General features: G+C 29.3%; 29 protein-coding genes, 1 other RNA gene and 1 riboswitch. Of the genes, 23 read left to right on the top strand and 7 right to left on the bottom strand.

Going from position 1 to position 26,648, the window contains the following annotated elements; genetic code table 11:
- The first annotated feature begins 196 nt into the window (after window positions 1–196).
- From gap to gpmI, 4 genes are all read left to right on the top strand, one after another.
- Complete coding sequence (gene gap / locus ACTQYZ_RS05925) at window positions 197–1,210, top strand: type I glyceraldehyde-3-phosphate dehydrogenase (RefSeq protein WP_138269587.1); 1,014 nt, start codon at window positions 197–199, stop codon at window positions 1,208–1,210.
- Window positions 1,211–1,313: 103 nt separating this feature from the next.
- Window positions 1,314–2,519: a phosphoglycerate kinase gene (locus ACTQYZ_RS05920; RefSeq protein WP_441416204.1), complete on the top strand. Its 1,206-nt coding sequence runs from the start codon at window positions 1,314–1,316 to the stop codon at window positions 2,517–2,519.
- Between the two features lie 33 nt (window positions 2,520–2,552).
- Window positions 2,553–3,308 carry a triose-phosphate isomerase gene (tpiA, locus tag ACTQYZ_RS05915; protein WP_329381416.1) on the top strand — a complete coding sequence of 252 codons (756 nt, stop codon included), beginning with the start codon at window positions 2,553–2,555 and terminating at the stop codon, window positions 3,306–3,308.
- A 12-nt stretch (window positions 3,309–3,320) separates the two neighbouring features.
- On the top strand, window positions 3,321–4,835 hold the full coding sequence (gene gpmI / locus ACTQYZ_RS05910; RefSeq protein WP_441021965.1) for a 2,3-bisphosphoglycerate-independent phosphoglycerate mutase: 1,515 nt from the start codon (window positions 3,321–3,323) through the stop codon (window positions 4,833–4,835).
- Window positions 4,836–4,890: 55 nt separating this feature from the next.
- Here the strand turns inward: gpmI and ACTQYZ_RS05905 are convergent, their stop codons facing one another.
- Window positions 4,891–5,361, bottom strand: coding sequence for an SLOG family protein (locus tag ACTQYZ_RS05905; RefSeq protein ID WP_441021963.1), 471 nt, complete (start codon window positions 5,359–5,361; stop codon window positions 4,891–4,893).
- A gap of 131 nt (window positions 5,362–5,492) precedes the next feature.
- Here ACTQYZ_RS05905 and ACTQYZ_RS05900 point away from each other — a divergent pair, with 131 nt between their 5' ends.
- The gene (locus ACTQYZ_RS05900; RefSeq protein ID WP_441021961.1) at window positions 5,493–5,798 is read left to right on the top strand and encodes a helix-turn-helix domain-containing protein; all 306 of its coding nucleotides are present in this window, start codon (window positions 5,493–5,495) and stop codon (window positions 5,796–5,798) included.
- 113 nt (window positions 5,799–5,911) lie between these two features.
- The gene (gene eno / locus ACTQYZ_RS05895; RefSeq protein ID WP_441022054.1) at window positions 5,912–7,219 is read left to right on the top strand and encodes a phosphopyruvate hydratase; all 1,308 of its coding nucleotides are present in this window, start codon (window positions 5,912–5,914) and stop codon (window positions 7,217–7,219) included.
- Between the two features lie 466 nt (window positions 7,220–7,685).
- On the opposite strand, the gene ACTQYZ_RS05890 is transcribed toward eno, so the two are convergent.
- Window positions 7,686–7,937, bottom strand: a complete 252-nt coding sequence (locus ACTQYZ_RS05890; RefSeq protein WP_138269627.1) for a kinase to dihydroxyacetone kinase — start codon at window positions 7,935–7,937, stop codon at window positions 7,686–7,688.
- 194 nt (window positions 7,938–8,131) lie between these two features.
- A riboswitch (FMN riboswitch) is annotated at window positions 8,132–8,243 on the top strand.
- 72 nt (window positions 8,244–8,315) lie between these two features.
- Between ACTQYZ_RS05890 and ACTQYZ_RS05885 the strand changes: the two genes are divergently transcribed.
- Entirely contained in the window at window positions 8,316–8,930 is a 615-nt protein-coding gene (locus ACTQYZ_RS05885) for an ECF transporter S component (protein WP_441416203.1), read from the top strand.
- A gap of 3 nt (window positions 8,931–8,933) precedes the next feature.
- Entirely contained in the window at window positions 8,934–9,557 is a 624-nt protein-coding gene (locus ACTQYZ_RS05880; RefSeq protein WP_441021958.1) for a 4Fe-4S binding protein, read from the top strand.
- Between the two features lie 68 nt (window positions 9,558–9,625).
- Here ACTQYZ_RS05880 and ACTQYZ_RS05875 read toward each other — a convergent pair whose 3' ends face one another.
- A complete protein-coding gene (locus tag ACTQYZ_RS05875; RefSeq protein ID WP_441416202.1) occupies window positions 9,626–10,228 on the bottom strand; it encodes an MATE family efflux transporter in 603 nt (200 codons plus the stop codon).
- 9 nt (window positions 10,229–10,237) lie between these two features.
- A complete protein-coding gene (locus ACTQYZ_RS05870) occupies window positions 10,238–10,975 on the bottom strand; it encodes an MATE family efflux transporter (protein WP_441416201.1) in 738 nt (245 codons plus the stop codon).
- 197 nt (window positions 10,976–11,172) lie between these two features.
- On the opposite strand from ACTQYZ_RS05870, the gene thrS reads away from it, so the two are divergent.
- Window positions 11,173–13,086 (top strand): threonine--tRNA ligase, encoded by a 1,914-nt coding sequence (gene thrS / locus ACTQYZ_RS05865; protein ID WP_441416200.1) that lies wholly within the window; start codon window positions 11,173–11,175, stop codon window positions 13,084–13,086.
- A gap of 25 nt (window positions 13,087–13,111) precedes the next feature.
- Here the strand turns inward: thrS and ACTQYZ_RS05860 are convergent, their stop codons facing one another.
- Window positions 13,112–13,615, bottom strand: a complete 504-nt coding sequence (locus ACTQYZ_RS05860; protein ID WP_441021950.1) for a VanZ family protein — start codon at window positions 13,613–13,615, stop codon at window positions 13,112–13,114.
- Between the two features lie 192 nt (window positions 13,616–13,807).
- On the opposite strand from ACTQYZ_RS05860, the gene ACTQYZ_RS05855 reads away from it, so the two are divergent.
- The 5 genes from ACTQYZ_RS05855 to ACTQYZ_RS05835 all read left to right on the top strand — a co-directional run bounded on the left by ACTQYZ_RS05855 (window position 13,808) and on the right by ACTQYZ_RS05835 (window position 16,688).
- A complete protein-coding gene (locus ACTQYZ_RS05855; protein ID WP_441021948.1) occupies window positions 13,808–14,707 on the top strand; it encodes a DegV family protein in 900 nt (299 codons plus the stop codon).
- Between the two features lie 87 nt (window positions 14,708–14,794).
- Window positions 14,795–15,112 (top strand): DUF3784 domain-containing protein, encoded by a 318-nt coding sequence (locus ACTQYZ_RS05850; protein ID WP_441416199.1) that lies wholly within the window; start codon window positions 14,795–14,797, stop codon window positions 15,110–15,112.
- A 62-nt stretch (window positions 15,113–15,174) separates the two neighbouring features.
- Window positions 15,175–15,912: a MerR family transcriptional regulator gene (locus tag ACTQYZ_RS05845; RefSeq protein ID WP_441021944.1), complete on the top strand. Its 738-nt coding sequence runs from the start codon at window positions 15,175–15,177 to the stop codon at window positions 15,910–15,912.
- A complete protein-coding gene (locus ACTQYZ_RS05840; protein WP_441021942.1) occupies window positions 15,913–16,263 on the top strand; it encodes a GIY-YIG nuclease family protein in 351 nt (116 codons plus the stop codon).
- Window positions 16,263–16,688: a GNAT family N-acetyltransferase gene (locus ACTQYZ_RS05835; RefSeq protein WP_441021940.1), complete on the top strand. Its 426-nt coding sequence runs from the start codon at window positions 16,263–16,265 to the stop codon at window positions 16,686–16,688. The genes ACTQYZ_RS05840 and ACTQYZ_RS05835 overlap by 1 nt, the downstream gene beginning before the upstream one ends.
- A gap of 20 nt (window positions 16,689–16,708) precedes the next feature.
- Here ACTQYZ_RS05835 and cysK read toward each other — a convergent pair whose 3' ends face one another.
- Together cysK and ACTQYZ_RS05825 are read right to left on the bottom strand one after the other, a co-directional pair.
- Window positions 16,709–17,638 (bottom strand): cysteine synthase A, encoded by a 930-nt coding sequence (gene cysK / locus ACTQYZ_RS05830; RefSeq protein ID WP_441021938.1) that lies wholly within the window; start codon window positions 17,636–17,638, stop codon window positions 16,709–16,711.
- 119 nt (window positions 17,639–17,757) lie between these two features.
- On the bottom strand, window positions 17,758–18,189 hold the full coding sequence (locus tag ACTQYZ_RS05825) for an RrF2 family transcriptional regulator (RefSeq protein WP_441021936.1): 432 nt from the start codon (window positions 18,187–18,189) through the stop codon (window positions 17,758–17,760).
- 165 nt (window positions 18,190–18,354) lie between these two features.
- Between ACTQYZ_RS05825 and ACTQYZ_RS05820 the strand changes: the two genes are divergently transcribed.
- The 9 genes from ACTQYZ_RS05820 to rnpB all read left to right on the top strand — a co-directional run bounded on the left by ACTQYZ_RS05820 (window position 18,355) and on the right by rnpB (window position 26,589).
- Complete coding sequence (locus ACTQYZ_RS05820; RefSeq protein ID WP_441021934.1) at window positions 18,355–18,753, top strand: Fur family transcriptional regulator; 399 nt, start codon at window positions 18,355–18,357, stop codon at window positions 18,751–18,753.
- A gap of 174 nt (window positions 18,754–18,927) precedes the next feature.
- Window positions 18,928–20,154 (top strand): S1C family serine protease, encoded by a 1,227-nt coding sequence (locus ACTQYZ_RS05815; RefSeq protein ID WP_441416198.1) that lies wholly within the window; start codon window positions 18,928–18,930, stop codon window positions 20,152–20,154.
- Between the two features lie 215 nt (window positions 20,155–20,369).
- Entirely contained in the window at window positions 20,370–21,050 is a 681-nt protein-coding gene (locus tag ACTQYZ_RS05810; protein WP_441021930.1) for a response regulator transcription factor, read from the top strand.
- A complete protein-coding gene (locus ACTQYZ_RS05805; protein WP_441021928.1) occupies window positions 21,034–22,470 on the top strand; it encodes an ATP-binding protein in 1,437 nt (478 codons plus the stop codon). The genes ACTQYZ_RS05810 and ACTQYZ_RS05805 overlap by 17 nt, the downstream gene beginning before the upstream one ends.
- A gap of 103 nt (window positions 22,471–22,573) precedes the next feature.
- Window positions 22,574–23,314: a YebC/PmpR family DNA-binding transcriptional regulator gene (locus tag ACTQYZ_RS05800; RefSeq protein WP_329381342.1), complete on the top strand. Its 741-nt coding sequence runs from the start codon at window positions 22,574–22,576 to the stop codon at window positions 23,312–23,314.
- A 251-nt stretch (window positions 23,315–23,565) separates the two neighbouring features.
- Window positions 23,566–24,132 carry a BofC C-terminal domain-containing protein gene (locus ACTQYZ_RS05795; RefSeq protein ID WP_441416197.1) on the top strand — a complete coding sequence of 189 codons (567 nt, stop codon included), beginning with the start codon at window positions 23,566–23,568 and terminating at the stop codon, window positions 24,130–24,132.
- Window positions 24,133–24,139: 7 nt separating this feature from the next.
- Window positions 24,140–24,865 carry a spore cortex-lytic enzyme gene (sleB, locus tag ACTQYZ_RS05790; protein WP_441416196.1) on the top strand — a complete coding sequence of 242 codons (726 nt, stop codon included), beginning with the start codon at window positions 24,140–24,142 and terminating at the stop codon, window positions 24,863–24,865.
- Between the two features lie 8 nt (window positions 24,866–24,873).
- Window positions 24,874–26,199: a PepSY1/2 domain-containing protein gene (locus ACTQYZ_RS05785; protein ID WP_441416195.1), complete on the top strand. Its 1,326-nt coding sequence runs from the start codon at window positions 24,874–24,876 to the stop codon at window positions 26,197–26,199.
- Window positions 26,200–26,245: 46 nt separating this feature from the next.
- An RNA gene (gene rnpB, locus ACTQYZ_RS05780) (RNase P RNA component class A) lies at window positions 26,246–26,589 on the top strand.
- Window positions 26,590–26,648: the final 59 nt, after the last annotated feature.

The following is a 26,648-nucleotide window of genomic DNA, read 5'->3' as shown; positions in this document are numbered from 1 at the left end:
TTTAAATTTAAAAAAAAAGTTGATTCATTTTTCATATAAATTATTGATTTTAGTAATTTTTTTATATATAATACTCTTAAAGTTCAATTTATGCTCGAATATTGGGGCTAATTTAAACTTGCTACTATTTAGAAGTTCTGTTTGGAACTTCAAGAAAAAATAATAAATAATTATAATATTTAGGAGGAATTTTATTATGGCAGTAAAAGTAGCTATTAACGGATTTGGTAGAATTGGGAGGTTAGCATTCAGACAAATGTTTGGCGCTGAAGGTTATGAAGTTGTTGCAATCAACGACTTAACTTCTCCAAAGATGTTAGCACATTTATTAAAATATGACTCATCTCAAGGTAGATATGAATTAGCAGACAAAGTATCTGCAACTGATGATTCTATCATTATCGATGGAAAAGAAATCAAAATTTATGCAGAAGCTGACGCTAAAAACCTTCCTTGGGGAGAAATCGGTGTAGACGTAGTACTTGAATGTACAGGTTTCTATACATCAAAAGCAAAAGCAGAAGCTCACATCGAAGCTGGTGCTAGAAAAGTTGTTATCTCTGCTCCTGCAGGAAACGACCTTCCAACAATCGTTTACAATGTAAACCATGAAACATTAAAACCAGAAGATACAGTTATTTCTGCAGCTTCTTGTACAACAAACTGTTTAGCTCCAATGGCTAAAGCATTAAACGATTTAGCTCCAATCCAATCTGGTATCATGAGCACAATTCATGCTTACACAGGTGACCAAATGACTCTTGACGGACCACAAAGAAAAGGTGACTTAAGAAGATCTAGAGCAGCTGCAGTTAACATCGTTCCTAACTCAACAGGTGCTGCAAAAGCTATCGGTTTAGTTATTCCAGAACTTAACGGTAAATTAATCGGTTCTGCTCAAAGAGTTCCAACTCCTACAGGTTCTACAACAATCTTAGTAGCTGTTGTTAAAGGTAATGTAACAGTTGAACAAATCAACGAAGCTATGAAAGCAGCTCAAACAGAATCTTACGGATACACAGAAGAAGAATTAGTATCTAGCGATATCGTAGGTATGAGATATGGTTCTTTATTCGATGCTACACAAACAATGGTTTCACCAATGGAAAACGGTGATACACAAGTTCAAGTTGTATCTTGGTATGATAACGAAAACTCTTACACAAGCCAAATGGTAAGAACAATCAAATACTTCTCAGAATTAGCTTAATTAATTCTAAACAAAGTAAAACTTACAAAGATCCAAAATGGGTCCGGGATCATTACTGGCCCGGACCTTTTTATTTACAAAAAATTGAAAGGAGCACTCTTAGATGCTAAATAAAAAATCAGTAGATGATATAAATGTAAAAGGAAAAAGAGTATTAATCAGATGTGACTTTAACGTACCTTTAAAAGATGGTGAAATCACAGACGAAAACAGAATTAATGCTGCTCTTCCAACAATTAAAAAAGTAATGAACGACGGTGGTAAAGTTATTTTATGTTCTCACTTAGGAAAACCAAAAGGAGAACCAAAACCAGAATTATCTTTAGCACCTGTTGCAAAAAGATTATCTGAAAAATTAGGTAAAGAAGTTGTTTTTGCAGCTGATGACAATGTAGTAGGCGAAAATGCTAAAAAAGCAGTTGCTGAAATGAACGACGGAGATGTTGTTTTACTTCAAAATACACGTTACAGAGCTGAAGAAACAAAAAATGGCGAAGCATTAAGCAAAGACTTAGCTTCACTTTGTGATATTTTTGTTAACGATGCTTTCGGTACAGCTCATAGAGCTCACTGCTCAAACGTTGGTGTAACAGAATATGTTGACACAGCTGTAGTTGGTTACTTAATGCAAAAAGAAATCGACTTCTTAGGTAATGCTGTAAACAATCCTGAAAGACCATTCGTTTCAATTTTAGGTGGTGCTAAAGTTGCTGATAAATTAAACGTAATCAACAACTTACTTGAAAAATGTGATACATTAATCATCGGTGGTGGTATGGCTTATACATTCCTTAAAGCTAAAGGATATGAAGTTGGTACATCATTAGTTGATGATTCTAAAATTGATTACTGTAAAGAAATGATGGCTAAAGCTGAAGAACTTGGCAAAAAATTATTACTTCCTATCGATACAACAATCACAAAAGATTTCCCAGATCCAATCGATGCTGAAATTGAAATCACAGTAGTTGATTCTAATAAAATTCCTGCTGACATGATGGGACTTGATATCGGAACAAAAACAGCTGAATTATTTGCAAGCGAAGTTAAATCTGCAAAAACAGTTGTTTGGAACGGACCTATGGGTGTATTTGAAAACCCAATTCTTGCAAAAGGTACAATGGCTGTAGCTAAAGCTCTTGCTGATACAGACGCTACAACAATTATCGGTGGTGGTGACTCTGCTGCTGCTGTTAACCAACTTGGTTTTGGTGACAAAATGACTCATATCTCAACAGGTGGCGGTGCCAGCCTTGAATTCTTAGAAGGTAAAGACCTTCCTGGTGTTGTTGCAGCAAACGACAAATAAACAATTTTAGTAATTAAAGGAGAAATATATAAAATGTCAAGAAAAACAGTAATTGCCGGAAACTGGAAAATGAACAAAACAGCTGCCGAAGCAAAAGAATTTTTTAATGAATTTTTAGATAAAATCAATGTAGCAGATCCTGAAGTTGTAATTTGCCCAACTTATATGACAATTCCTGCTGCTGTTGAAGCTACAAAAGGTACTAATGTTGGTATCGGTGCTCAAAATATTTATTTTGAAGATAGTGGTGCTTACACAGGTGAAGTAACAGCTGATATGATTATTGAAGCTGGTTGTAAATATGTAATCATCGGTCACAGTGAAAGAAGACAATACTTCAACGAAACTGATGAAGGCGTAAACAAAAAAACAAAGAAAGCTTTAGCAAAAGGCTTAATTCCAATTCCATGTGTTGGTGAAACACTAGAAGAAAGAGAAAGCGGAAAAGCTTTTGATGTATTAAAAGAACAAACAACAAAATTACTTGAAGGTATCTCAGCTGAAGATGCTAAGAAAATTATTCTTGCTTATGAACCAGTTTGGGCTATCGGTACAGGTAAAACAGCTACTGATGAACAAGCTAACGAAGCTTGCGGTTACATTAGAAGCCTTGTTAAAGAATTACTTGGTGAAGAAGTTGCAGAAGCAATGAGAATTCTTTACGGTGGTAGTGTTAACGCAGGTAACGTAAAAGCTTTAATGTCTATGAGCGACATCGACGGTGCTTTAGTTGGTGGAGCAAGCTTAAAAGCTGATTTTGTTACACTTGTAAACTACAAAGAACTATAATAGGTGGAATTAATGAGTAATAAAGTATTATTAATGATTTTAGACGGATTTGGATTTTCAACAAAACATGAAGGAAATGCCGTTTATAGTGCCAACACTCCCAATTTAGATAAATTATGGGAAAACAATCCTCATTTATTATTAAATTGTAGTGGAGAAAGCGTTGGTCTTCCTGACGGACAAATGGGTAACAGTGAAGTTGGTCATTTAAACTTAGGTGCAGGAAGAATCGTATATCAAGAACTAACAAGAATCACAAAGTCTATAAAAGACGGTGATTTCTTTGAAAATGAAGAATTTTTAAAAGCTGTTCAAAATGTCAAAGATAACGGCTCAGCTCTTCATTTAATGGGTCTTGTATCTGACGGTGGTGTTCACTCTTCTAATGAACATTTATATGCTTTACTTGAACTTGCTAAAAGACAAGGTTTAGAAAAAGTTTATGTTCATTGCTATATGGACGGAAGGGATACTCCTCCAAAAAGTGGTAAAGGCTACATTGAAGAACTTGAAGAAAAAATCAAAGAAATCGGTGTAGGTAAAATTGGTGTAGTATCAGGAAGATACTATGCAATGGATAGAGATACAAGATGGGAAAGAACAAAAAAAGCATATGATGCTTTAGTATATGGTATCGGTGAAAAAGCTAATAGCGCTGCTGAAGCTATGCAACATTCATATGATAATGATGTTACTGATGAATTTGTTCTTCCTACAATCGTTTGTGAAGATGCAAAAATTTCTAAGAATGACAGCGTAATATTCTTTAACTTCAGACCTGACAGAGCAAGACAAATCACAAGAGCTTTAGTTGAGGATGATTTTGACGGCTTTGATAGAGAAGAAGATTTGAATTTAACTTTTGTTACATTCACAAATTATGATGCAAGCTTTAAAAACGTATTAATCGCATTTAAACCACAAGTTATTACAAATACTTTAGGTGAATACTTAAGTAATAACGGATACACTCAACTTAGAATTGCCGAAACAGAAAAATATGCTCATGTAACATATTTCTTTAACGGTGGTGTTGAAACAGAATATAAAGGTGAAGACAGAGTTTTAGTTTCTTCTCCAAAAGTTGCAACATATGACTTAAAACCTGAAATGAGTGCATACGAAGTAAAAGATAAACTTGTTGATTTAATTAACAACAAAGATTACGATTTTATTGCAGTAAACTTTGCAAACTGTGACATGGTTGGTCATACAGGTATATTTGATGCAGCAGTAGCTGCTGTTGAAGCTGTTGATAAATGTGTTGGTGAAGTTATGGAAGCTGCTGAAAATAATGATTACAATGTTATTATTACAGCTGACCATGGTAACGCTGAATTAATGTTTGAAGATGGAAAACCATTCACAGCTCATACAACAAATAAAGTTGAATGTATAGTTGAAAGCAAATTAATTAAAGGAGTAAAAGATGATGCTGCTTTATGTGATGTTGCTCCAACAATACTTGACTTAATGGATATTGAACAACCTGAAGAAATGACAGGTAAATCTTTTGTTGAAAAATAAGAGAATAAAATAAAAAAGAGGCGAGAGCCTCTTTTTTTTGTTTTATAAAATATATTTAAGCTAAATTTATTACTTTAATATTTTTTTCTTTTGCATAATTTATTGTATAAGAAGTTTCTCCTGTGTTTTTTGTTTTATAGGTAATACATACACTGCTATTATTAATTAAAAGTCTGTTTCTATTCAAAATACAACTTTTATCTTTGTAATATTCTGATGTATATACAACTTTATCACTTTGCTTTTTTATAAATTCATATATATTTTTATCTGCTTTATTCCAGTATTTTGATTGGTCTTTACAAGGCAGAACCATTATTAATTTAATATGAGGGTATTTTCTTCTTAAATTTAAAACTTCTATTGCTGCCATTGTATCAAATCCTAAAGCACCTCCGGCAGCAAAAAAACGATATCCTTTATTTATAAGTTTTTCTAATTCTTCAATTAATTTTATTCTTATTTCTTCTTCTTTATCAGCGGGGATATTTCTATGTCCGCTAAAACAACAGGTTTTTGATTTCATTTTATCACTTCCTTTACGATATGTAGAATATAATATCACTTTTAAAACGATAAAACAATGTATATTACGGAAATAATCATATAAATTAAATATATGTGTAATATACAATGAGATAAAAAGGTGGTGAGAAAATGTTTAAAAATGAATTTGCAGATAGATTATCAAAACTAAGGTTAGAAAAAGGTGTTTCAGCAAGAGATATGAGTTTATCCTTAGGTCAAAATCCAGGTTATATTAATAATATTGAAAATGGGAAAGCTCTTCCGTCTATGTCTGTTTTCTTTTCTATTTGTTATTTTTTAAATATTTCTCCAAGTGAATTTTTTGATATAGAAAATGATAACCCAGAAAAGATTGATGAAATAGTTGATGATTTGAAGAAATTAAATAAAGAACAATTAGATAATATTGCAAAATTAATTAAAGGACTTTTATAAAAATAACCGCAAAATTGTGGTTATTTTTTTAATTTCTTGAGTCTAATAATATAAATTTTATGGTATAAATTTCATTTTAAAGAGAAAAATATTTACAAAAAGGAGGAGTAAATATTTTGGAAAATACAAAAATAAATGATATTTATGCCAGAGAGATTTTGGATTCAAGGTCTAATCCTACCGTTGAAGTTGATGTAGTTCTTGAAGATGGTTCCATTGGTAGGGCTGCTGTTCCTTCAGGTGCTTCAACGGGTGAGTTTGAGGCTGTTGAGCTTAGAGATAAAGATGAAAATAGATATGTAGGTAATGGTGTATTAAAAGCGGTAGAAAATGTAAATCATTATATTAAAGCGCATTTAATAGGAATGAATGCTGCTTATCAAGATGATATTGACGCTGCATTATGTAAAATAGATGGTAGTAAGAATAAAGGAAATATTGGTGCAAATGCAATTTTAGGCGTTTCTCTTGCATGTGCCGATGCAGTAAGCAAATCTTTAAAACTTCCTTTATATAGTTATATAGGGCAGTTATCTAATAATGATGCGACATTACTTCCGGTTCCTATGATGAATATTTTAAACGGTGGAAAACACGCAAATAACAATTTAGATGTTCAAGAATTTATGATACTTCCTCATAGTGCAGATACTTTTAAAGATGCTTTAAGAATGGGCAGTGAAATCTATCACAAATTAAGAGGCATTTTAATAGAGAAGATGATGAGTGTTTCCGTTGGTGATGAAGGAGGATTTGCTCCTGATGTGGATAGTGCGGAAGAAGCTATTATGCTTATAATGAAAGCTATTGAAAATGCAGGGTATAAACCGGGAGATGATGTATATATAGCTCTTGATATGGCAAGCAGTGAGCTTTATGAAAAAAAGCTTGATTCGTATTTTTATGAAATAAAAGAAAGAAAATACGGCGAGATGATAGCATATTATGAAAAACTTATAAGTAAATATCCTATCATATCTATTGAAGATGGTATACATGAAAATGATTTTGAAAGCTGGAAATTTTTAAGTGACAGACTTAATAACAGCGTTCAGCTTGTTGGAGATGATTTGTTTGTAACCAATAAAGAAAGACTTAAAAAAGGTATTGATATGGGGGTTGCAAACTCTATATTAATAAAATTAAATCAAATAGGAACATTAAGCGAAACTTTAGACACTATGAATTTAGCAAGAAAAAATAATTATACAACGGTTGTATCTCATAGGTCAGGTGAAACGGAAGATACTTTTATTGCTGATTTGGCTGTTGGTTTTAACGCAGGACAAATAAAAACAGGAGCACCTTGCAGAAGTGAAAGAGTTGCTAAATATAACAGACTTTTAAGAATTGAAGAAGAGCTAAAGGATAAGGCAAGATATATCGGTAAGGATGTTTTTACTAATATAAGATTAAAATAAAAAAAGCAGTTGTAACTGCTTTTTTTTACTTCTCTAAATAGGGTTATATTATAGTTCTTGTAGGTTAATACAAAATATTTTACTTGCATATATTTCCCAAAATGAATTTTAGGATGGTTTTACCGCGTTTATGGTAAATTAATTAATTGTTCCCAATTATATCTTTTAAGATATAAAAATGTATATTTGAAACACTGAGAGGAGATTTAATAAAAAACAAATATTTAAAAAAGTATTTATATTTAGAGCATTATTAGTTATAGGGTCCTTTATTATAAAATTAGTTATGGTATATTGCTATAATATAACTTCTTAAATACTTTTGTGAAACTTATTATAAAGGGTAAGTGTGAAATAAGTTTGTTAAAATGTGAATATTTGATTATATTGTATCTAAAAAATAAGTGGTAAAAATAAAAAATAAAATGAACTTAATATGAAAAAAGAATACGCTTAGCGTATTCTTCTATCCTTTTAAACCATCGGCTTGTCTTTGCATATTTTCTACTACTATGTCGTGTATGTCGCCAAGAGAGTTGCAATATTTTAATACATCCCATGGTTCATTTGTATGAAAGTGTATTTTTATTAATTTTTCATCTCCGACTGCAAGCAGGCAGTCCCCTTTAAAGTTATTTGTTATATAATCATGGATTTCATCTTCATCTAAATTTTCTCCGGCAATAAGAAGCTGTGTATCAAATTTGAATTCTATCATAAATTTTTCTCCTTTTATTTAAGGGCTTTTATAATTTGTTTAGTCCTATTTTATATTTTGATTATATAATATAAATTTTATATTTACAATAATCTAAAAAAGAGTTATACTTATTTAGTAATGAATTTATTTATTGGTGTAATCCTCCAATTATTCTTATAAATAAATTATTATAGAAAATTGAATATTGAAGAATTTATCTTCAGGGCAAGGTGTAATTCCTGACCGCCAGTAAAGTCTGGGAGCGAAAGCTGATATGGTGTGATTCCATAACCGACGGTATAGTCCGGATGAAAGAAGATATGATAATTAATGCCCTGTTATTTTAGTATAACAGGCATTTTTTAAATTCACCTCATATCTATAATAAGGAGAATAATGGAAAACTTAACAACAAATCAAACAACAAACTCAAAAATCAGTACAAGGGTAATGGTATGTACGGCTATGTTAGCGGCTGTATCATTTTTACTCGCATTTTTAGAAGTACCAATGCTTTTATCACCATCTTTTGCAAGAATGGATTTATCTGACCTTCCTGCATTAATCGGTGCATTTGCTTTTGGACCTATGGCTGGTGTTGTAATTGAACTAATTAAAAACGGGCTTCAAGTATTTTCAACACAAACAGCAGGAATAGGGGAACTTGCAAATTTTGCAATGGGTGCTTCTTTTGTTTTTACTGCAGGATTAATTTACAAAAGAAATAAAACAAAGAAAACTGCTTTAATTGCTTGTATTATTGCAAGTGTAGTAATGGGAGTAGTTGCAGGATTACTTAATTATTTTGTTTTACTTCCTATGTATAGTGCATTTATGCCAATTGATCAGGTTATTGCTTCTTTTGGAGAAATAATACCTTTCATTCAGACTAAATTTGAAGTAATTTTATTTAGTGCAATTCCTGCAAATATTATTAAAGGTCTGATTATTTCATTATTTGCTATTCTTATTTATAAAGGGGTAAGTCCTATATTAAAAGGAGAAAAGTAAAAAATGGAAAAAGCCAAAGATTATTTATCATTTTTGGTAGATGAAGTTCATTCTACGGTTTTTGCAACAGTAGATAAAAACGGAGAACCTGAAACGAGCATTATAGATTTAATGCTTTATGATGAAGACAGTGTTTATTTCTTAACAGCAAAAGGGAAGCCTTTTTATGATAGACTTATGGATAAAAAGGTAGTTTCCATATCTGCAATGAAAGGAATGAATACAATGTCTACAAAAGCCATTATGATGAAAGCTAAAGTAATGAATATAGGTAGAGATAAACTCGATGAAATATTTGAGAAAAATACTTATATGAATGAAATTTATACAAGTGAAGAAAGTAAAATGGCTCTTGAAGTATTCAAGGTGTACGATATGGAGGGCGAATATCTTGATATGTCACAACAACCCATTTTAAGAAAAACATTTTCAATTGGAGGGGGAAATGTTAGAAAAGCAAGTTATCATATAAATGGAGATTGTATAGGGTGTGGGAAGTGTTTTGAGGTATGTTCCTTTAAAGCAATAAAGAAAGGAAATCCTTATAAAATAATTGATAACTATTGTTTTGAATGTGGAAATTGTTATAGTGTTTGTCCTGTAAATGCTGTTGATAAAAATAATTAGGACTTATGAATTTTTAAATTCAATTAATATTACATAGTTAAAATAAAAAAGACACTTAAGTGTCTTTTTTATTTTGATAAAAGTTTCTTTTCAATTTTATTTTTATTTTTTAAATAATATAAAATCCCTGTAATATCGGCAAGCGTCCAACCAATAGGCACGCTCATCCATATACCTTTTACTCCTATAAATGAAATAGAAGATAAAGTATAAGCAAGGAAGACTCTGCTTCCAAGAGAAATAATTGTTAAAATAACGGACATTAAAGGTTTTTCTATTGCTCTGTAAATACCATAAAGTAGGAACAAACATCCTATTCCTATATAAAAAGCACCTTCAATTCTTAAGTATTCTATTCCTGCATTTATAATTGCTGTTTCATTTGCATTTACAAATATCATCATTAATTGTTTTGCAAATACAAAAACTATAAAGGAAATAATTAAACAGAAAATGCTTGATAAAGTAATTGCACTTTTTATTCCTTTTTTTATTCTCTCAGTTTCTTTTGCTCTGTAATTTTGAGCTATAAATGTTGAAAATGCATTACCAAAATCTTGAACCGGCATATAAGCAAAGGAGTCTATTTTTACAGCAGCGGCAAAGGCTGCCATTATTGTAGCCCCAAAAGAATTAACTAAACCTTGTACCATTAAAATTCCAAAATTCATTATAGATTGTTATATACAAGTTAAGAAGGAAAACTTAAATATTTCATTTAAAATATTTTTATTCCATTTCATATATTTCTTTTTGAATCTAAAATCAGGGAATTTAAAAAGTGTATATATTGTTATTCCAAGACCTGAGATGTACTGAGAAAATACTGTGGCTATGGCTGCTCTTTCTACTCCCATATTTAGAGTTATTACAAAGAATAAATCAAGTATAATATTAATAATTGCAGATATCCCAAGAAATACAAGAGGAATGATTGAATTCCCTACTGCTCTATGTACACAAGCATAATAGTTGTAAAGAAAAGTTGCCGTTATTCCAAAGAAAATAATAAAAGTATAACTTTTCATTATCATAAAAATATTTTCCGGAATATTTAAAAAGTATAGTATCGGATCAATAAAAATAAAAACTAAAATATTTAATATAATTGTTATTAGAAGAATTAAGAAAAAGGAAACAAATAAACTTTCTTTTAATTTTTCTTCATTTTTTTCTCCATATCTAATGGAAAAAATAGCACCGCTGCCCATACATAAACCCAAAAGAATTGATGTAATAAAAACCATTAATGTATAGGCAGAACCTACTGCCGCAAGAGCATTTGTTCCGATAAATTTTCCTACAATTAATGTATCTGCTATGTTATATAGTTGTTGCAAAAGATTTCCAGTTATCATCGGAAATGCAAATAATAATATTTTTTTTGTGATGTTTCCTTTTGTTAAATCAAGCTGCATATGTTTTGCCTTTTGTTTTTTTTATTAATGATATATCTATATTGTAAATTTGTCAATTTGATGTATTATTGTATTAATAAAATATTGTTTAAATACACTGTTTTAATGGTTGTATAATTGACTTTGATAACATATTTTGATATACTCTTTTGTTAGGTAAAGGTATTTTTTTACCGTGATAAAAGGAGGAAATAACAATGATAAAAGTAACATTTCCGGATGGAAACATTAAAGAATTTGAAAACGGCGTAAGTGTATTAGATGTAGCTGAAAGTATTTCTCCTGCACTTAAAAGAGATGTTTTATGCGCTAAAGTAAATGATGAGATTGTGGATATAAGAACCACTTTAGATAAAGACGTTAGCATTGTATTTTATAAATTTGATGACTTAGACGGCAAAAAAGCATTTTGGCATACTACAAGCCATATCTTAGCTCAAGCAGTTAAAAGAATATATGGCGATAAAGTAAAACTTGCAATTGGACCAAGTATAGATGATGGTTTCTATTATGATTTTGATACAGAAACACCGCTTCTTGAAAGTGATCTTGAAAAAATAGAAGCAGAAATGAAAAAAATCGTAAAAGAAAATATTTCAATTGAAAAATACGTTTTACCAAGACAAGAAGCTATTGATTTTGAAAAGGAACAAAAAGAAGATTATAAAGTTGAATTAATTGAAGATTTACCTGAAGACAGCATTATATCTTTCTATAAACAAGGAGACTTTACAGACCTTTGTGCAGGTCCTCATCTACTTAATACAAAACCTGTAAAAGCAATTAAACTTTTATCTATTACAGGTGCTTACTGGAGAGGGGACAGCAACAAAAAGATGCTTCAAAGAATTTACGGTATTTCTTTCCCTAAAGCAAAAATGCTTGAAGAATACTTACAAATGCTTGAAGAAGCAAAGAAAAGAGATCATAGAAAAATTGGTAAAGATATGGACTTATTCATGATTTGTGAAGAAGGTCCAGGATTTCCTTTCTTCCTTCCAAAAGGAATGGTTATAAGAAATGAACTTGAAAACTTCTGGAGAAAAGAACATAGAAAAAGAGGATATGAAGAAATCAAAACTCCTCTTATCTTAAATGAAGATTTATGGCATACATCAGGTCACTGGGATCATTATAAAGATAATATGTACTTTACTCAAATTGACGGAAACGATTATGCAATAAAACCAATGAACTGCCCTGGTTCAATGCTTGTATATAAAAGAAAAATGTATTCATACAGAGATTTACCTTTAAGAATAGGTGAACTTGGACAAGTACATCGTCATGAACTTTCAGGTGCACTTCACGGACTTATGAGAGTTAGAACATTTACTCAAGACGATGCTCATATCTTTATGTTACCTGAACAAATTAAAGATGAAGTTATAGGCGTAATTGATTTTATCGATTATGTATATAATATGTTTGGATTTAAGTATCATGTAGAATTATCTACACGTCCAGATGATTCAATGGGTTCTGATGAAGATTGGAACATGGCAACAGAAGCTTTAAGAGAAGCTATGGAAGCAAAAGGAATGGATTATGTTGTAAATGAAGGCGACGGTGCATTCTATGGTCCAAAACTTGATTTCCACTTGGAAGACTGTCTCGGAAGAACATGGCAATGTGGTACAATCCAACTTGATTTCCAAATGCCTCAAAGATTTGACCTTACATATGTAGGTCATGACGGAGAAAAACACAGACCTGTAATGATTCACAGAGTAATCTTCGGTTCAATCGAAAGATTTATTGGTATCTTAACAGAACACTTTGCAGGTGCATTCCCACTTTGGTTAGCTCCTGTTCAAGTTAAATTAATTCCTATTACAGATAGAAACCTTGAATATGTAAAAGGAATTAAAGATAAATTGGAAGAAAAAGGCATTAGATGCGAAATTGATGATAGAAGCGAAAAAATGGGATATAAAATCAGAGAAGCTCAACTTGAAAAAGTTCCTTATATGTTAATTGCAGGAGATAGAGATATGGAAGGTAACGTTGTTTCTGTTCGTGCAAGAAAAGATGGTGAAAATTTAGGAGCAATGAGCGTTGATGAATTTATTGAAAAAGCTTTAAATGAAATAAATACAAAATCACTTTAAAAAAACACCCTTTGGGGTGTTTTTTTTAATTAAAATATTTACCGTTTGGTTTATTATACTTATATTTTTTATAGTGTTTATGACATATTATGTAGTATACAATATATCCGATTACAGCGCTTATTGTATTAAATATCACATCATCAATATCAGCAACACGGCTTACTAAAAAGAAAAATTGCATTATCTCAATAAATAGAGATAAAAAAAATGCACTTTTTACAGTTCTTTTAAAAGTTATTCTTCCTGGAAAACTTAAAGGAAGTAAAAATCCGTAAGGAAGTAACAACCCAATATTACCAAATAAATTGATGAAAGCTATCATGGAAAGCTTTCCTCCGTTTATAAGTTCAGTATATTGTAAACTTTGCCAGTAGTTTTTAATACTTAGAAAAGGAACTAAGTTATAATGTTGTTCATATGTATATTCTCCAATATAAGGAACTAGCGTCATTGAAAATACAATAAGCAGATATATTGATAAAATTAAAAAGCAAAGCCAATTTACTTTTTTATTTTTTCCTGTCAAAATTTTACCTCTTTTCTAAAAAAATGCTATTTAATGATACAATAAAGAAAAGCAAAAAACAATTAATATGAAAAAGTTTAATTTTTTCTTAATAAACTTCATTGTAAATTAAAGATATATTTATACTACATTGCTATTTATATTTTTTAGATGTATAATATTTAAGATTTCAAATTAATGGAGAATAAAGATATGAGCTTTCAAATAATAAGCGATGGTGCTTGTGATTTACCTAAAAGTTATGTAGAAGAAAATGATATAAAACTTGTTCCTTTTTATGTTTCATTTGGCGATGAAGAATTACACAAAGAGGGTAGTTTTATAACTGTTGAAGAGTTTTATACTAAAATGGTTGAAAACCCTTCGGTTTTCCCAAAAACATCTCTTCCAAGCGTTAACGACTATATAGATGTATTTACTCCTTTTGTAGAAAAGAATATTCCTATATTATGCATTTGTACAGATTTACAATTAAGCGGTTCTTTTAATAGTGCGAGAATGGCAAAAGAAGTTTTAGAGGATAAATATGATAATGCTAAAATAAAAGTAATCAATTCAATTAATATAACAGCTTCTCAGGCAGTTTTTGTAGGTGAAGCCATAAGAATGAGAGATAATGGTATTGAATTTGAAGATTGTTATGAAAGACTTGAAAAACTTAAAGAATATGGAAGAATTCATTTTATGGTAGGAAGTATTGATTATCTTAAACATGGAGGAAGAATAGGTAAACTTGCTGGCTTTGCTGCCGGTGCACTTGGTTTGAAACCTCTTATTGAGCTTAAATATGGAGAGGTTTGTTCAGCAGGTGTAGCAAGAAGCAGAAAAAAATCTATTAAACAAGTTTTGGATTATACAAAAAAATTCTTTGAACGTAAAAATGAAAATCCTGATGATTATGTTTTTTGTGTAGGTTATGGATACAGTAAAGAAGAGGGGGAAGAATATAGACTTAAACTTCATAAATCTTTACAAGAGTATTCTAATGTTAAATTAGAAGAAATACATATGATACAAATAGGAGCAACAATTGGTGTTCATACAGGTCCTTATGCTCTAGGACATGGATTTATAAAGAAATATGATAAATAGTATTCCTAAGCGAGTTTATATTAATATAAGCTCGCTTTTCTTTTTGTATGGTATAATATGTAAAATTAATTTTAAATTGAGGTAGATATGAATAATATAATTTCCATTTTTATTGTATTAATATTATTTTTAATATGTTTAACAATAAGTATTTTACAGTTAAGTTGTAAAGGTCCGTTGTTAAATAACGCTTACCTTTTTGCTTCAAAGAAGGAAAGAGAAAATATGAATAAAAAGCCTCATTATAGACAAACAGGAATAGTTTTTCTATTTTTATCAGCAATTTTCTTATGTCTTTTAATTAATATTATATTTAAAATTAAGATTTTGGGTTATATTAGATGGTGTTTAATATTATGTACGATACTGTATGCTTTGGTATCTTCAATAAAATTATATAAGTAAAGTTAAATTTTTTCTTGACTCTAACGTTAGGTAATAGTGTATTTTAAATTTGGAGGTAAGATATGAAGTTAACTGTTGGTGAAGTTTCTAAATTATTTGATATTAGTGTGCGCACACTTCATTATTATGATGAAATAAACTTATTAAACCCAAGTGAGAAAAAAGATAACGGATATAGATACTATACAGATGAAGATTTGGTATTGCTTCAAGAAATTATTTTTTATAAAGATCTTATGTTACCTCTAAAAGATATAAAATATATTTTAAAACAAGAAAAAAGAGATAAGGTTGATATCTTAAATAAACATAAAAAAATTCTTATGTTAAAAAGAGAAAAGATTGACTTATTGATTAAATTTGTTGATGATACTTTAAATGGAGGGAAAACTAAAATGAATAAAGATAATATTGATAAAATAAATATGTATAAAGAGGAATATAAAAAAGAAGTGTTGGATAAATGGGGAAAGACTAAGGAATACGCTGAATATAAGGACAAAACATCTTCTTATACAAAGAATAAATGGAATCAAATAGAGGAAGAAACAAAGAAGATTTTTTTACTTTTCTATAAAAATAAGAACAATGATGTAACAAGCAATCAAGTAAAGGCATTAGTAAGAATGTGGAAGGATTTTATAAGTGATAATTTTTATTATTGTTCAAATGAGATATTATTATTTTTAAGTGATATGTATATAAATGATGAAAGATTTAGAAATAATATCGATAGTGTAGGGGAAGGGACTGCAGAATTTATGAGTAGAGCAATAAAAGAATTTGTTAGGGAGAATTAAATGGATAAAAAAAGATTAAAAGAAGAATATAAAAAGAAAAGGACTGATATGGGAGTTTATAAAGTTAATTTTAATGAAAGTAATAAAGTTTATTTAGGAATAGCCGAGGATTTAAAAGGAAACATAAATTCCCTTAAATTTCAATTAAAGTTAGGATCCTTTAGGCAAAGTAATAATTTACAAAATGAATATAATAAATTTGGTGATAAAAGTTTAAATATTGAAGTTGTTGAAATTCTTGAATATAAAGATAATAAAGAAAATTATATAGAAGAATTGGAAGAGCTTAGAGATTTGGTTATTGAAAATTATAAAGACGCAGAAAAAATAAAATATAGAAAGAAAAAATAATGGTAGAGAAATTCAATATTAATGATTTAGATATTATATTAGATATTTGGTTAAATGGAAATTTAGATGCTCATAATTTTATAAATAAGAAATATTTTTATGATAATTTAGATTATGTAAAAGAAATATTACCTAAAAGTGAAATATATATTTTAAAAGAAGATAATATAATAAAAGGGTTTATTGGGTTAAATAAAGGATATATAGAAGGATTATTTATAAAAAGAGAATACAGAAATCAAGGTATTGGGAAAATACTTATTGATAAGGCAAAAAGTCTTTATAATGTTTTAAGCTTAAGTGTATATGAAAAAAATAAAAAAGCTTTAGAATTTTATTTAAAACGAGGCTTTGAAATTAAAGAAAAACATATTGATGAAGATACAATGGAGTTAGAATTATTACTTAAATATAAAAAGATGTAGCATAAGCTACATCTTTTGTTTTATTCTTCAAATAATTCTGTTGAAAGATATCTTTCTCCTGTATCAGGAAGTAATGCAACAATAGTTTTACCTTTATTTTCTTCTCTATTTGCGATGATTGTTGCTGCTTTAATTGCTGCACCTGAAGAAATCCCGACAAGAATTCCATCACTTTTTGCAACTTTTCTTGCGCTTTCAAAAGCTTCATCATTTTCAATTGTTATTATTTCATCATAAATATTTTTATCAAGAGTATTTGGAACGAAATTTGCACCTATTCCTTGTATTTTATGTGCACCTGCTTTACCTTCTGTTAATACAGGTGATGATTTAGGTTCAACTGCAACAATTTTAATATTTGGATTTTTTTCTTTTAAATATTTACCAACCCCGCTTAAAGTTCCTCCTGTGCCTACACCTGCAACAAAGTAATCTATTTTTCCTTCAGTATCTTCATAAATTTCAGGACCTGTTGTATTGTAGTGCATTTTAGGATTTTCCATATTTTCAAATTGACTTGGAATAAAACTATCTTTTATTTCTTTTTGTAATTCTTCTGCTTTTTCTATTGCACCTTTCATTCCTTTACTGCCGTCTGTAAGTACAATTTCTGCTCCATATGCTTTTAAAAGTTTTCTTCTTTCAATGCTCATTGTTTCTGGCATTGTTAAAATTGCTTTATATCCTTTTGCAGCTGCTATACTTGCAAGTCCAATACCAGTATTTCCGCTTGTTGGTTCAATTATTGTACTTTCTTCTTTTAATAATCCCTCTTTTTCTGCATTTTCAATCATTGCTTTTGCAATCCTATCTTTAACGCTTCCTGCAGGATTGAAAAATTCTATTTTGGCAAGAATATTTGCTTGTAAATTGTTTTCTTTTTCATAGTTTACAAGTTCCATTATTGGTGTTTTCCCAACAAGTTGTGTTATATTTTTATATACTTTCATTTTATCCTCCATAAAATAAATTATTTTTCTTATTTCCTATATAAATACTATGAAATAAATATATATAATATTAAATAAAAAGTCAAGTGAAAAATAAAAAAAAGCAGAAAAATCTGCTTTTAAATACTATAGTTTAAATTTTCATCACTATTTTTTATAAGATCTTCTAACGTAACACTGTTTACGTAGTCTTCAATTACTTTATATAAGCCTTTCCAAAACTCTAAAGTTGCACAGGCACCACATCTTGTACAGCTGTTTTTTTCATCTTCAAGGCATGCAATAGGGGCGAGACTTCCTTCAGTAACTCTTAAAATATCACCTACGGTATAATTTTTAGGTTCTTTTGAAAGTTTATATCCTCCTTTAGGTCCTCTTACACTAATTAAGTATTCTGCCCTGCAAAGTTGAGTTGTAATTTGTTCTAAATATTTGATTGAAATTTCTTGTCTTTTTGAAACTTCTTTTAATGTAATGTATTTACCATCGTAATTTTTTGCTAAATCTATCATAAGTCTGAGTGCATATCTTCCTTTTGTAGAAATCTTCATATAAATACCTCTTTATAATGAAATAAGCTTTTTATAATATAACATAGTCATGTTTAAAAATCAAAGAAAAAAAGGATAAATTCTGTAAAAAAATAAAAAATCAAATGTTTGCATAAAATTTTGTTTAATATTATAATAATGAATATTTAGTATTTAGGGGGATATATGGAAAATACCAGAAATACAATTCAAAAGAAAATTATTTTTAATACACTAAAAGATATAAATGGGCATCCTACGGCAAAAGAAGTTTATGAAACATTACATACGAAATATTCAACAATAAGTAGAGCAACGGTATTTAGAGTGTTAAATAATCTTGCAAGTGCAGGGCATATAAATAAAATAAAAATATTAGATAGTTCTGATGTTTATGATTATATAACGGATGGACATCAACATATTATATGTACAAAATGTAATAGAATTTCCAATGTAAATATTTCATTTGATAAAAATATTAGTAGTGAAGTTGAAGAAGAAAGTAAATATAAAGTATTAAGTTATAACTTAGTTTTTAAAGGGATATGTAGTGATTGTTTGGAAAAGGGAAAAAATAAATAAATGCTTTATATAATTATATTTATGTGAAGAATATGTGAAAAAATATATATTTATTCATAAATATTATTTCAATTATAAGTTATCAAAGGTTTTATATAGCTTCATTATCGTTTCATTATATTTTCACATTTGAAAAATATAATATAAACAGTTCAAAGAAGGAGGTCATATATTATGGATGATAAAATTAATGATATGATGACAGATAATGAAGTTGATAATAAATTTGATTCTATAACAAATGATAATGCTAAAGAAAAAAAATTTTTTAAAAAGGAACATAAAAGTAATAAAAAGAGAAGAAATGCTGCTTTTGCTTTGATTATCGTTGCAATGATGATTACTTCAACTTGCTTAGGATTTGTGGGCGGTGTTGTAGCAAATAAATTTTTAGCAACTAATAAAGCTGATGGTGTTACCTCAACAGAAATTCCCGTAGCTTCAACGTCTACTGATAGTAGTGGGAAAATGGATGTTTCAAGTGTTGTAAAAGGTGTTCAAAGTTCAGTTGTTTCAATTGAATGCCAAAGTGAATCAGAAGCAAATAGATATAGTTTTGGAGAAAGTGCTACTACAACTTCTGCTGGAAGTGGTGTTATTATAACCAGTGATGGGTATATTGCAACAAACAATCATGTAGTAGAAGGTGCAAGCAAAATTACTATTACAACTGCAGACAGTAAATCTTATACAGCTAAACTTGTTGGTAGGGATGAGCAAACAGACATTGCCGTTTTAAAGATAGAAGCAACAGGATTAAAAAATGCGACTCTTGGTAAATCAAGTTCTCTTGAAGTTGGTGATGAAGTTGTTGCAATAGGTAATCCTTTGGGTGAACTTTCAGGAACAGTAACAAATGGTATTGTTTCTGCTTTAAACAGAGAAGTTACTATTGAAAATGAAACAATGAGTTTAATTCAAACAAACGCATCAATAAATGCCGGAAATTCAGGTGGTGGTTTGTTTGATAAAAACGGACTTCTTGTAGGTATTGTAAATGCAAAAGCTTCAGGTGAAAATGTTGAGGGGCTTGGCTTTGCAATTCCAATAGATACTGCAAAAGAAGTTATAGAACAGATAATGGATTATGGTTATGTTAAAGGCAGAGTTACAAGTGGTCTTACTCTAATAGATATTTTAGATAAACAAACTGCAATGCAATATGGAGTAAATGAACTTGGAGTATATATTTACAGCGTAGAAGAAGGTTCGAATGCTGAAAAAGCAGGATTGAAATCAGGATATATTGTAACAGTGGTAAATGATACAAAAGTTGAACGTGCAAGTGATTTTAAGGCAGTAATTAATAAATTAGAAGTTGGGGATACAATAAAAGTAACCGTTTCAAACGGTATAAATCAGGGAAGTGTAGAGTATAAGTTAACAGAAAAAACTAATTAACAAATACATGAATATTTCAAAATGAGTTCACATATTTTACACATTACTTTGTTAACATTTTTGTATAAGCAATATGCTTATGGATATTCGTTTTAAACGAATAATTCCCTCTTTTAAAAATATGTAATCTAATATTACCGATGCATTTGCATCGGTAATATTAGTATATGAACAAAAAAAGTGATATAATATATTTAAAATTATGGGAGGATATTATGCCAAGGATATTAATTGTTGATGATGAGCCAAAGATAGCAGAACTTATAAATAAATATGCTACTTTTGAAGGATATGATACAGTAGAAGTTAATGATGGAATGAAAGCCATTGAGATATGTAAAAATGAAGATTTCGATATTATTGTAATGGACATAATGATGCCGGAACTTGATGGTTTTTCAGCTGTAAGAGAAATAAGAAAAGTAAAAGATACGCCGGTTATCATGCTTTCTGCAAGAGGAGAAGAATACGACAGAATACATGGGTTTGAAGTTGGTGCTGATGATTATGTTGTAAAACCTTTTTCTCCTAAAGAGCTTATGATGAGAATTGAAGCAATATTAAAAAGGACTAAACCTCGTAAAGATAAAGAAGAAAATGATGTAATTAACATAGATGGCATAAGTATAGATTTAGCAGCAAGAATTGTTAAAGTTGAAGGTGAAGTTGTAAATTTAACTCCTAAAGAATATGATTTACTTACATTCCTTGTTGAAAACAGAGGAATTGCTCTTTCTAGAGAAAAGATTATTTCTACAGTTTGGGGATATGATTATTATGGAGATGATAGAACACTGGATACTCACATAAAACTCCTTAGAAAAAATTTAGGACCTTATTCTAATAAAATTGTTACTTTAAGAGGAGTTGGATACAGATTTGAAAAAGAAGACTGATTTGAGCCTTAAATGGCGTATGTTTAAATACTTCGCCATATTTGTCGCAGTAGTATTGATTTTTTTATGGTTTTTTCAAATTGTTTTTTTAGATGCTACTTATAAATATATAAAAACAAAAGAAATAAAGGAAGCAGCTTCAAAAATTTCTCAAAATTTCAATGAACAATATATTGAAGAAATTGCACTATCGAAAGATTTTTGTGTTTTGATTTTAGATAGTTATGGCAATGAAGCTTTTTCTATAAAAACTTCATCAAAATGTACGATACATAAATTATCTCCACAAGGTATAGGTTATTATGTTTCAAAAGCAATAGATAATAATGGAGAATTTTTGGAAAAATCTATGTTATCAAGAGAAGAAAAAGAATTTAGATTTGGTAATATTATTTTTTCAAAACCTGAAAGTATAGTTTATACAAAAATAGTAAATGTTGGGGATACTTTTTATGTAATGCTTCTTGATGCAACAATTTCACCTATTAATGCAACTGTTTCAACGTTAAGAGCTCAACTTTTTTGGATAACAATAGGGCTTATATTATTTGCCGGAATTTTAGCTTTTTGGATTTCAAAAAGAATCTCGTCTCCAATTGAAAAAGTGACAGGAAAAGCGAGAGATCTTGCAAAAGGAAATTATAAATCGGAAGAATTTGATGGTGGATATAGAGAAATCAATGAACTTATTAGTACACTTGATTATGCGGCTTCTGAAATAGATAAAAATGAAGAATACAAAAGAGAACTTATTGCTAATGTTTCTCATGATCTACGAACACCACTTACTATGATTATTGGTTATAGTGAAATGATCAGAGACTATCCTGATAAAACGAAAGCAGAAGATATTCAAACTATTATTGATGAAGCAAAACGTTTAAGTAATCTTGTAAATGATACATTGGACATGGCTAAATATGAGTCAGGTGCGGTTGAGTTAAATAAAACGACTTTTGATTTAACATTGGAAGTAAAAAATATTATATTAAGATTATCGACTTTTACTGATTATAATATAACCTTTAATTATGATGAACATGTATATATTAATGCTGATGAGCTTCAAATTTCACAGGTAATTTATAATTTACTTACAAATGCAATAAATTATACAGGTGAAGATAAAGTTATAAAAGTTAATCAGATTGTTAATTCAAATACTGTAAAAATTGAAGTTACAGATACAGGGGAAGGTATACCGGAAGAAAAACTTCCAAATATATGGGAAAGATATTATAAAATAGATAAAACCCATAAACGTTCTGTTGTTGGAACGGGACTTGGACTATTGATTGTAAAAACAATTCTGTTAAGACATGGTGCAAAATTTGGTGTTAGAAGTCAGGTGGGAAAAGGAAGTACTTTCTGGTTTGAATTAAAAATAGAAGGTAATAAGAATAAAGAAAAGAAGGAATAAGCTCAGCTTATTCTTTCTTTTGTATAACATATATTTTACAAAACATTGAATAATAGTATGCTTTATGATATAATATAATGCAGAAAATTTATGGAGGGGTAATATGTCAGGACATTCTAAATGGTCAACAATTAAACATAAAAAAGCGAAAACAGACGCTCAAAAAGGTAAAATATATACAAAAATGGCAAAGCTTATTGCTGTTGCAGCAAGAGAAGGTGGTTCAGATCCTGATCTAAATGCTAAATTAAAAGATGCAATTGCAAAAGCAAAATCAAATAACATGCCAAATGATAACATTGAAAGAGCTATCAAAAAAGGTGCTGGGGAACTTGGTAACAGCGTATACGAACAAATCACATATGAAGGATATGGAATCGGTGGAGTTGCAGTTATTGTTGAAGCTTTAACAGACAATAAAAATAGAACTGCCGGAGATGTAAGATATTACTTTGATAAAAATGGTGGTAATTTAGGAACAACAGGATGCGTATCTTTTATGTTTGATAAAAAAGGAACAATTCTTGTAGATAATGACGGGAGTGTTGATGAAGAAGAACTTATGATGATTGCACTTGATAGTGGTGCAGAAGATTTTGATGTAAGTGATGATGGTTTTGAAATTACAACACAACCTGAAACTTTTTCAAAAGTATGTGATGCTTTAGAAGAAAATAATATAAAAACATTATCTGCTGAAGTTGCTATGGTTCCTAAAAATTATACAAAGTTGGAAGATGAAGAACAAATTAAGAAATTTGAAAAAATGCTTGAAATGTTCGATGATAATGATGATGTACAAGATGTATATCATAATGCAGAACTTCCTGATGATTATGAATAATAATTTTATAAAGCCTTAAAAGATTTTTCTTATAAGGCTTTTTTTATTTAATAGAATTAAACAAAATTTTGTATCATATATAAATTATAAATTATCTGAGTATAATTTATAATGTTATAAATTAATTTATATTGAAAATATATTACCTATTAAGATATTAAACAAACTTTATGTAGTTTGTTTTTTTATGTATAAAATTTCCGTATATGGCTAAAATATGAAATAACAAATAAATCTGATAAGAGGTTATTATGGAAAATTTAAGTAAACATAAAATTATGTTAATAGGATTTTTATTTTTAATGATATGCACAGTGTTCAGTGCTTGTTCTTTTGCCGGGATGGAAATTACAAAATCTGATGGGAATCAAGTAAAGGGAAGTTTGGAAAATAATAAAGAAAATATTATAACTACTACGACAACAAGTGTAACATTTAAGCGCTATTATACTAAAACTAATACAAAAAAAACAGAAACAGTAAATATAGAAGCTGGAAATGTAGGTTTAAATAAAAGCCAGTTTTTAGAAAAATATAAAGATTGGACGGTTGAAAGTTTTAATTCTGATTCAATTGTATTATCAAAAAATATAGATTCTTATCCTAAAGGATATTATTTAATTACTGTTAATGAAGATACTCCAGAAGGGTATATTGCTGTATATTCTTTTGATGATGATGGAAATAAAAGTATAGTAGAACAAACTCAAACTCCTATTGAATTATTAGACAGTACTGCAGTTGAAGAAATAAAAAAAGGTATTGTAGTTCAAAGTGAAGATGAGATGTATAATATATTACAAAACTATGCGGAGTAAGGTGAAAATGAAAAATAAAACAATGAAGAAAAAGACAAGTAAGAATAAGACAATGAAGAATAAAACAATGATTTTTATTATATTAATTTGTATTTTAATGACTACAGGTGTTTATTTTGTAAATATTTATGCTGGAAATTATGTTTATTATGGTTCCCCATCTTCTCAAGTTACTCCTGTGCAGCAAAAACTGAAAAGATGGGGGTATTATGATGGAACGGTAGACGGGAAATTTGGTTCACAAACGGAAAAGGCTGTTAAATATTTTCAAAGTAAAAATGGCTTAACAGTTGATGGTAAAGCAGGAAAGAGAACTTTGGAAAAAATGGGACTTTACAATTTATTGTCTTCAAGTTCTTCATCTTCTTATTACAATTTAAGCAGTAGTGAAATAAATTTAATAGCAAGAGCCGTAAACGGAGAGGCAAGGGGAGAACCTTATGAAGGGCAGGTTGCTGTTGCTGCCGTAATTTTAAATAGAGTAAAATCTTCATCATTTCCTAATACAGTAAGTGGTGTTGTTTATCAAAACGGTGCATTTGATGCAGTTGCAGATGGACAAGTTAATTTAACTCCAAGCACTTCTTGTGTAAATGCTGTAAAAGATGCTATAAACGGCTGGGATCCTTCCGGAGGAGCTTTGTATTATTATAATCCTAAAACAGCAACAAATGAGTGGATAAGAACAAGACCTATTATCAGAACAATAGGAAATCATGTTTTTTGTAAGTAGGTGAAAAGATGAAAAAAAATATTTTGATTGGATTTTTATTGATTACTGTAGTTACACTTGGTGTGTTTTCTTACCTTGAAATAAAAGATAGCAAAGTGTTGGCAAATAGCATAGAAAATAACTACGATAAAAGTTTAAATTCGCTTCTTGAAAGTTTTGAACAGCTAAGTTCCAGACTTTCTAAAGTTAATGTAAGTAATGACGAGGAATTTATAAAAGAAGAGCTAATAAACTTATATGGACTTAATTTATCTATTAACGAAAATATAAATAATCTGCCTATAAATCATAGTGCAGTTGTTGATGCAAGCGAATTTTTAAATAAAACGACAAACTATTATTATTCATTAATAACATCTGATAAAAAAATTACAAATGAAAATAAAAAAGATATAAATGAAATATATGAAGCATGCGATAAAATATACAAAAAATTGGATGAAATGAATAGTGAAATACAATATGGAAATGAAGGTTATGATTGGATTGAAAACAGTAATGTATTTATGGCAAATGAGTATACAAAAATAGATAATACCTTTAAAGCTTTAAACGAAGAGGTAAATGAATATCCTACACTGATATTTGACGGTCCATTTTCTGATGCTATAAATCAAAATAAGAAAATATCATTATCAGATAAAATAATAACTAAAGAAGAAGGTATAAAAATTGTAAAAGAACTTATAGGTAATGGTGTAGACGTAACTTATAACTCTGATATGAATTCAAGCATAGAATGTTTTGTATATTCTTATGAAATTTCAGATGTTAAATATTATGCGTATGTTAGTAAAAGAGGTGGAAAAATAATAAGCATAAACAGTAATTATGATGCTGATGAAACAGCTAACAGGTTAGTAAGCATAAAGCAAGCAATTGAAATAGGAAAAGAATATATGCAAAAGATGGATATTGATAATATGGAAGAAAATTATTATGAAACAAACGGAAATGTTATCACCATAAATTATGCTTATGAAACGAATGGAGTTACTTGTTATCCTGATTTAATAAAAATTAAAGTAAGCCTAACCAATAAAAGTGTTGTAGGATTTGAAGCTACAAACTATTATTCAAATCATAAACAAAGAACTTTTGATAAAGATATTTTAAGTAGCAAAGAAGTGTTAAGTTTGGTTAATGAAGATCTTGATGTAACAAGAGTAAGGCTTGCTGTTATTCCGACAAGTACGGAAGAAGAAAAATATTGTTATGAAATAAAAGGCAAATATAATGATGAAATTTTTATAATATATATAAATGCTAAAACAGGACATGAAGAGGATATTTTAAAAGTTATAGAAGCAAATGAGAGTATTCTTACGATGTAATATTTTGTTGAAAAAGATTTTTAAAAATGATATAATAAACCTTTAAATAGCAAGTCGTTTGATCGCTTTTATTTTAAAAGAGGAAAGTCCGAGCTCCATAGGGCAACGATGCCGGTTAACGGCCGGTTAGGGTAACCTAAAGGAAAGTGCAACAGAAAGGAAACCGCCTTTTAAAGGTAAGGGTGAAAGGGTGAGGTAAGAGCTCACAGGCAAATAGGTAACTATTTGGACGTGTAAACCCCATCGGGAGCAAGACCAAGAAATAACCAGACTTTATGTCAGGTGGCTGCCCGTCACTGGTTAGTGGTAGGTCGCTTGAACTTATTGGTAACAATAAGTCTAGATAGATGATCATTAAAACAGAACTCGGCTTATGAACTTGCTATAAAGAAACACCTTTTGGTGTTTCTTTTTTTGTATAATTAAGTTTTTTATCATTTATGAGCAGA

Origin of the sequence: Anaerofustis sp. LCP19S3_F7 (assembly GCF_052119445.1) — a bacterium.
GTDB lineage: Bacteria > Bacillota > Clostridia > Eubacteriales > Anaerofustaceae > Anaerofustis > Anaerofustis butyriciformans.
This window is presented reverse-complemented; position numbering and strand designations above follow the sequence as displayed.

Bases quoted from the DNA above. Each gene is read 5' to 3' on its own strand.
- gap (WP_138269587.1), top strand. From the start codon at position 197: ATGGCAGTAAAAGTAGCTATTAACGGATTTGGTAGAATTGGGAGGTTA.
- ACTQYZ_RS05920 (WP_441416204.1), top strand. From the start codon at position 1,314: ATGCTAAATAAAAAATCAGTAGATGATATAAATGTAAAAGGAAAAAGA.
- tpiA (WP_329381416.1), top strand. From the start codon at position 2,553: ATGTCAAGAAAAACAGTAATTGCCGGAAACTGGAAAATGAACAAAACA.
- gpmI (WP_441021965.1), top strand. From the start codon at position 3,321: ATGAGTAATAAAGTATTATTAATGATTTTAGACGGATTTGGATTTTCA.
- ACTQYZ_RS05905 (WP_441021963.1), bottom strand. From the start codon at position 5,361: ATGAAATCAAAAACCTGTTGTTTTAGCGGACATAGAAATATCCCCGCT.
- ACTQYZ_RS05900 (WP_441021961.1), top strand. From the start codon at position 5,493: ATGTTTAAAAATGAATTTGCAGATAGATTATCAAAACTAAGGTTAGAA.
- ACTQYZ_RS05890 (WP_138269627.1), bottom strand. From the start codon at position 7,937: ATGATAGAATTCAAATTTGATACACAGCTTCTTATTGCCGGAGAAAAT.
- ACTQYZ_RS05885 (WP_441416203.1), top strand. From the start codon at position 8,316: ATGGAAAACTTAACAACAAATCAAACAACAAACTCAAAAATCAGTACA.
- ACTQYZ_RS05880 (WP_441021958.1), top strand. From the start codon at position 8,934: ATGGAAAAAGCCAAAGATTATTTATCATTTTTGGTAGATGAAGTTCAT.
- ACTQYZ_RS05875 (WP_441416202.1), bottom strand. From the start codon at position 10,228: ATGAATTTTGGAATTTTAATGGTACAAGGTTTAGTTAATTCTTTTGGG.
- ACTQYZ_RS05870 (WP_441416201.1), bottom strand. From the start codon at position 10,975: ATGCAGCTTGATTTAACAAAAGGAAACATCACAAAAAAAATATTATTA.
- thrS (WP_441416200.1), top strand. From the start codon at position 11,173: ATGATAAAAGTAACATTTCCGGATGGAAACATTAAAGAATTTGAAAAC.
- ACTQYZ_RS05855 (WP_441021948.1), top strand. From the start codon at position 13,808: ATGAGCTTTCAAATAATAAGCGATGGTGCTTGTGATTTACCTAAAAGT.
- ACTQYZ_RS05850 (WP_441416199.1), top strand. From the start codon at position 14,795: ATGAATAATATAATTTCCATTTTTATTGTATTAATATTATTTTTAATA.
- ACTQYZ_RS05845 (WP_441021944.1), top strand. From the start codon at position 15,175: ATGAAGTTAACTGTTGGTGAAGTTTCTAAATTATTTGATATTAGTGTG.
- ACTQYZ_RS05840 (WP_441021942.1), top strand. From the start codon at position 15,913: ATGGATAAAAAAAGATTAAAAGAAGAATATAAAAAGAAAAGGACTGAT.
- ACTQYZ_RS05835 (WP_441021940.1), top strand. From the start codon at position 16,263: ATGGTAGAGAAATTCAATATTAATGATTTAGATATTATATTAGATATT.
- cysK (WP_441021938.1), bottom strand. From the start codon at position 17,638: ATGAAAGTATATAAAAATATAACACAACTTGTTGGGAAAACACCAATA.
- ACTQYZ_RS05825 (WP_441021936.1), bottom strand. From the start codon at position 18,189: ATGAAGATTTCTACAAAAGGAAGATATGCACTCAGACTTATGATAGAT.
- ACTQYZ_RS05820 (WP_441021934.1), top strand. From the start codon at position 18,355: ATGGAAAATACCAGAAATACAATTCAAAAGAAAATTATTTTTAATACA.
- ACTQYZ_RS05815 (WP_441416198.1), top strand. From the start codon at position 18,928: ATGGATGATAAAATTAATGATATGATGACAGATAATGAAGTTGATAAT.
- ACTQYZ_RS05810 (WP_441021930.1), top strand. From the start codon at position 20,370: ATGCCAAGGATATTAATTGTTGATGATGAGCCAAAGATAGCAGAACTT.
- ACTQYZ_RS05800 (WP_329381342.1), top strand. From the start codon at position 22,574: ATGTCAGGACATTCTAAATGGTCAACAATTAAACATAAAAAAGCGAAA.
- ACTQYZ_RS05795 (WP_441416197.1), top strand. From the start codon at position 23,566: ATGGAAAATTTAAGTAAACATAAAATTATGTTAATAGGATTTTTATTT.
- sleB (WP_441416196.1), top strand. From the start codon at position 24,140: ATGAAAAATAAAACAATGAAGAAAAAGACAAGTAAGAATAAGACAATG.
- ACTQYZ_RS05785 (WP_441416195.1), top strand. From the start codon at position 24,874: ATGAAAAAAAATATTTTGATTGGATTTTTATTGATTACTGTAGTTACA.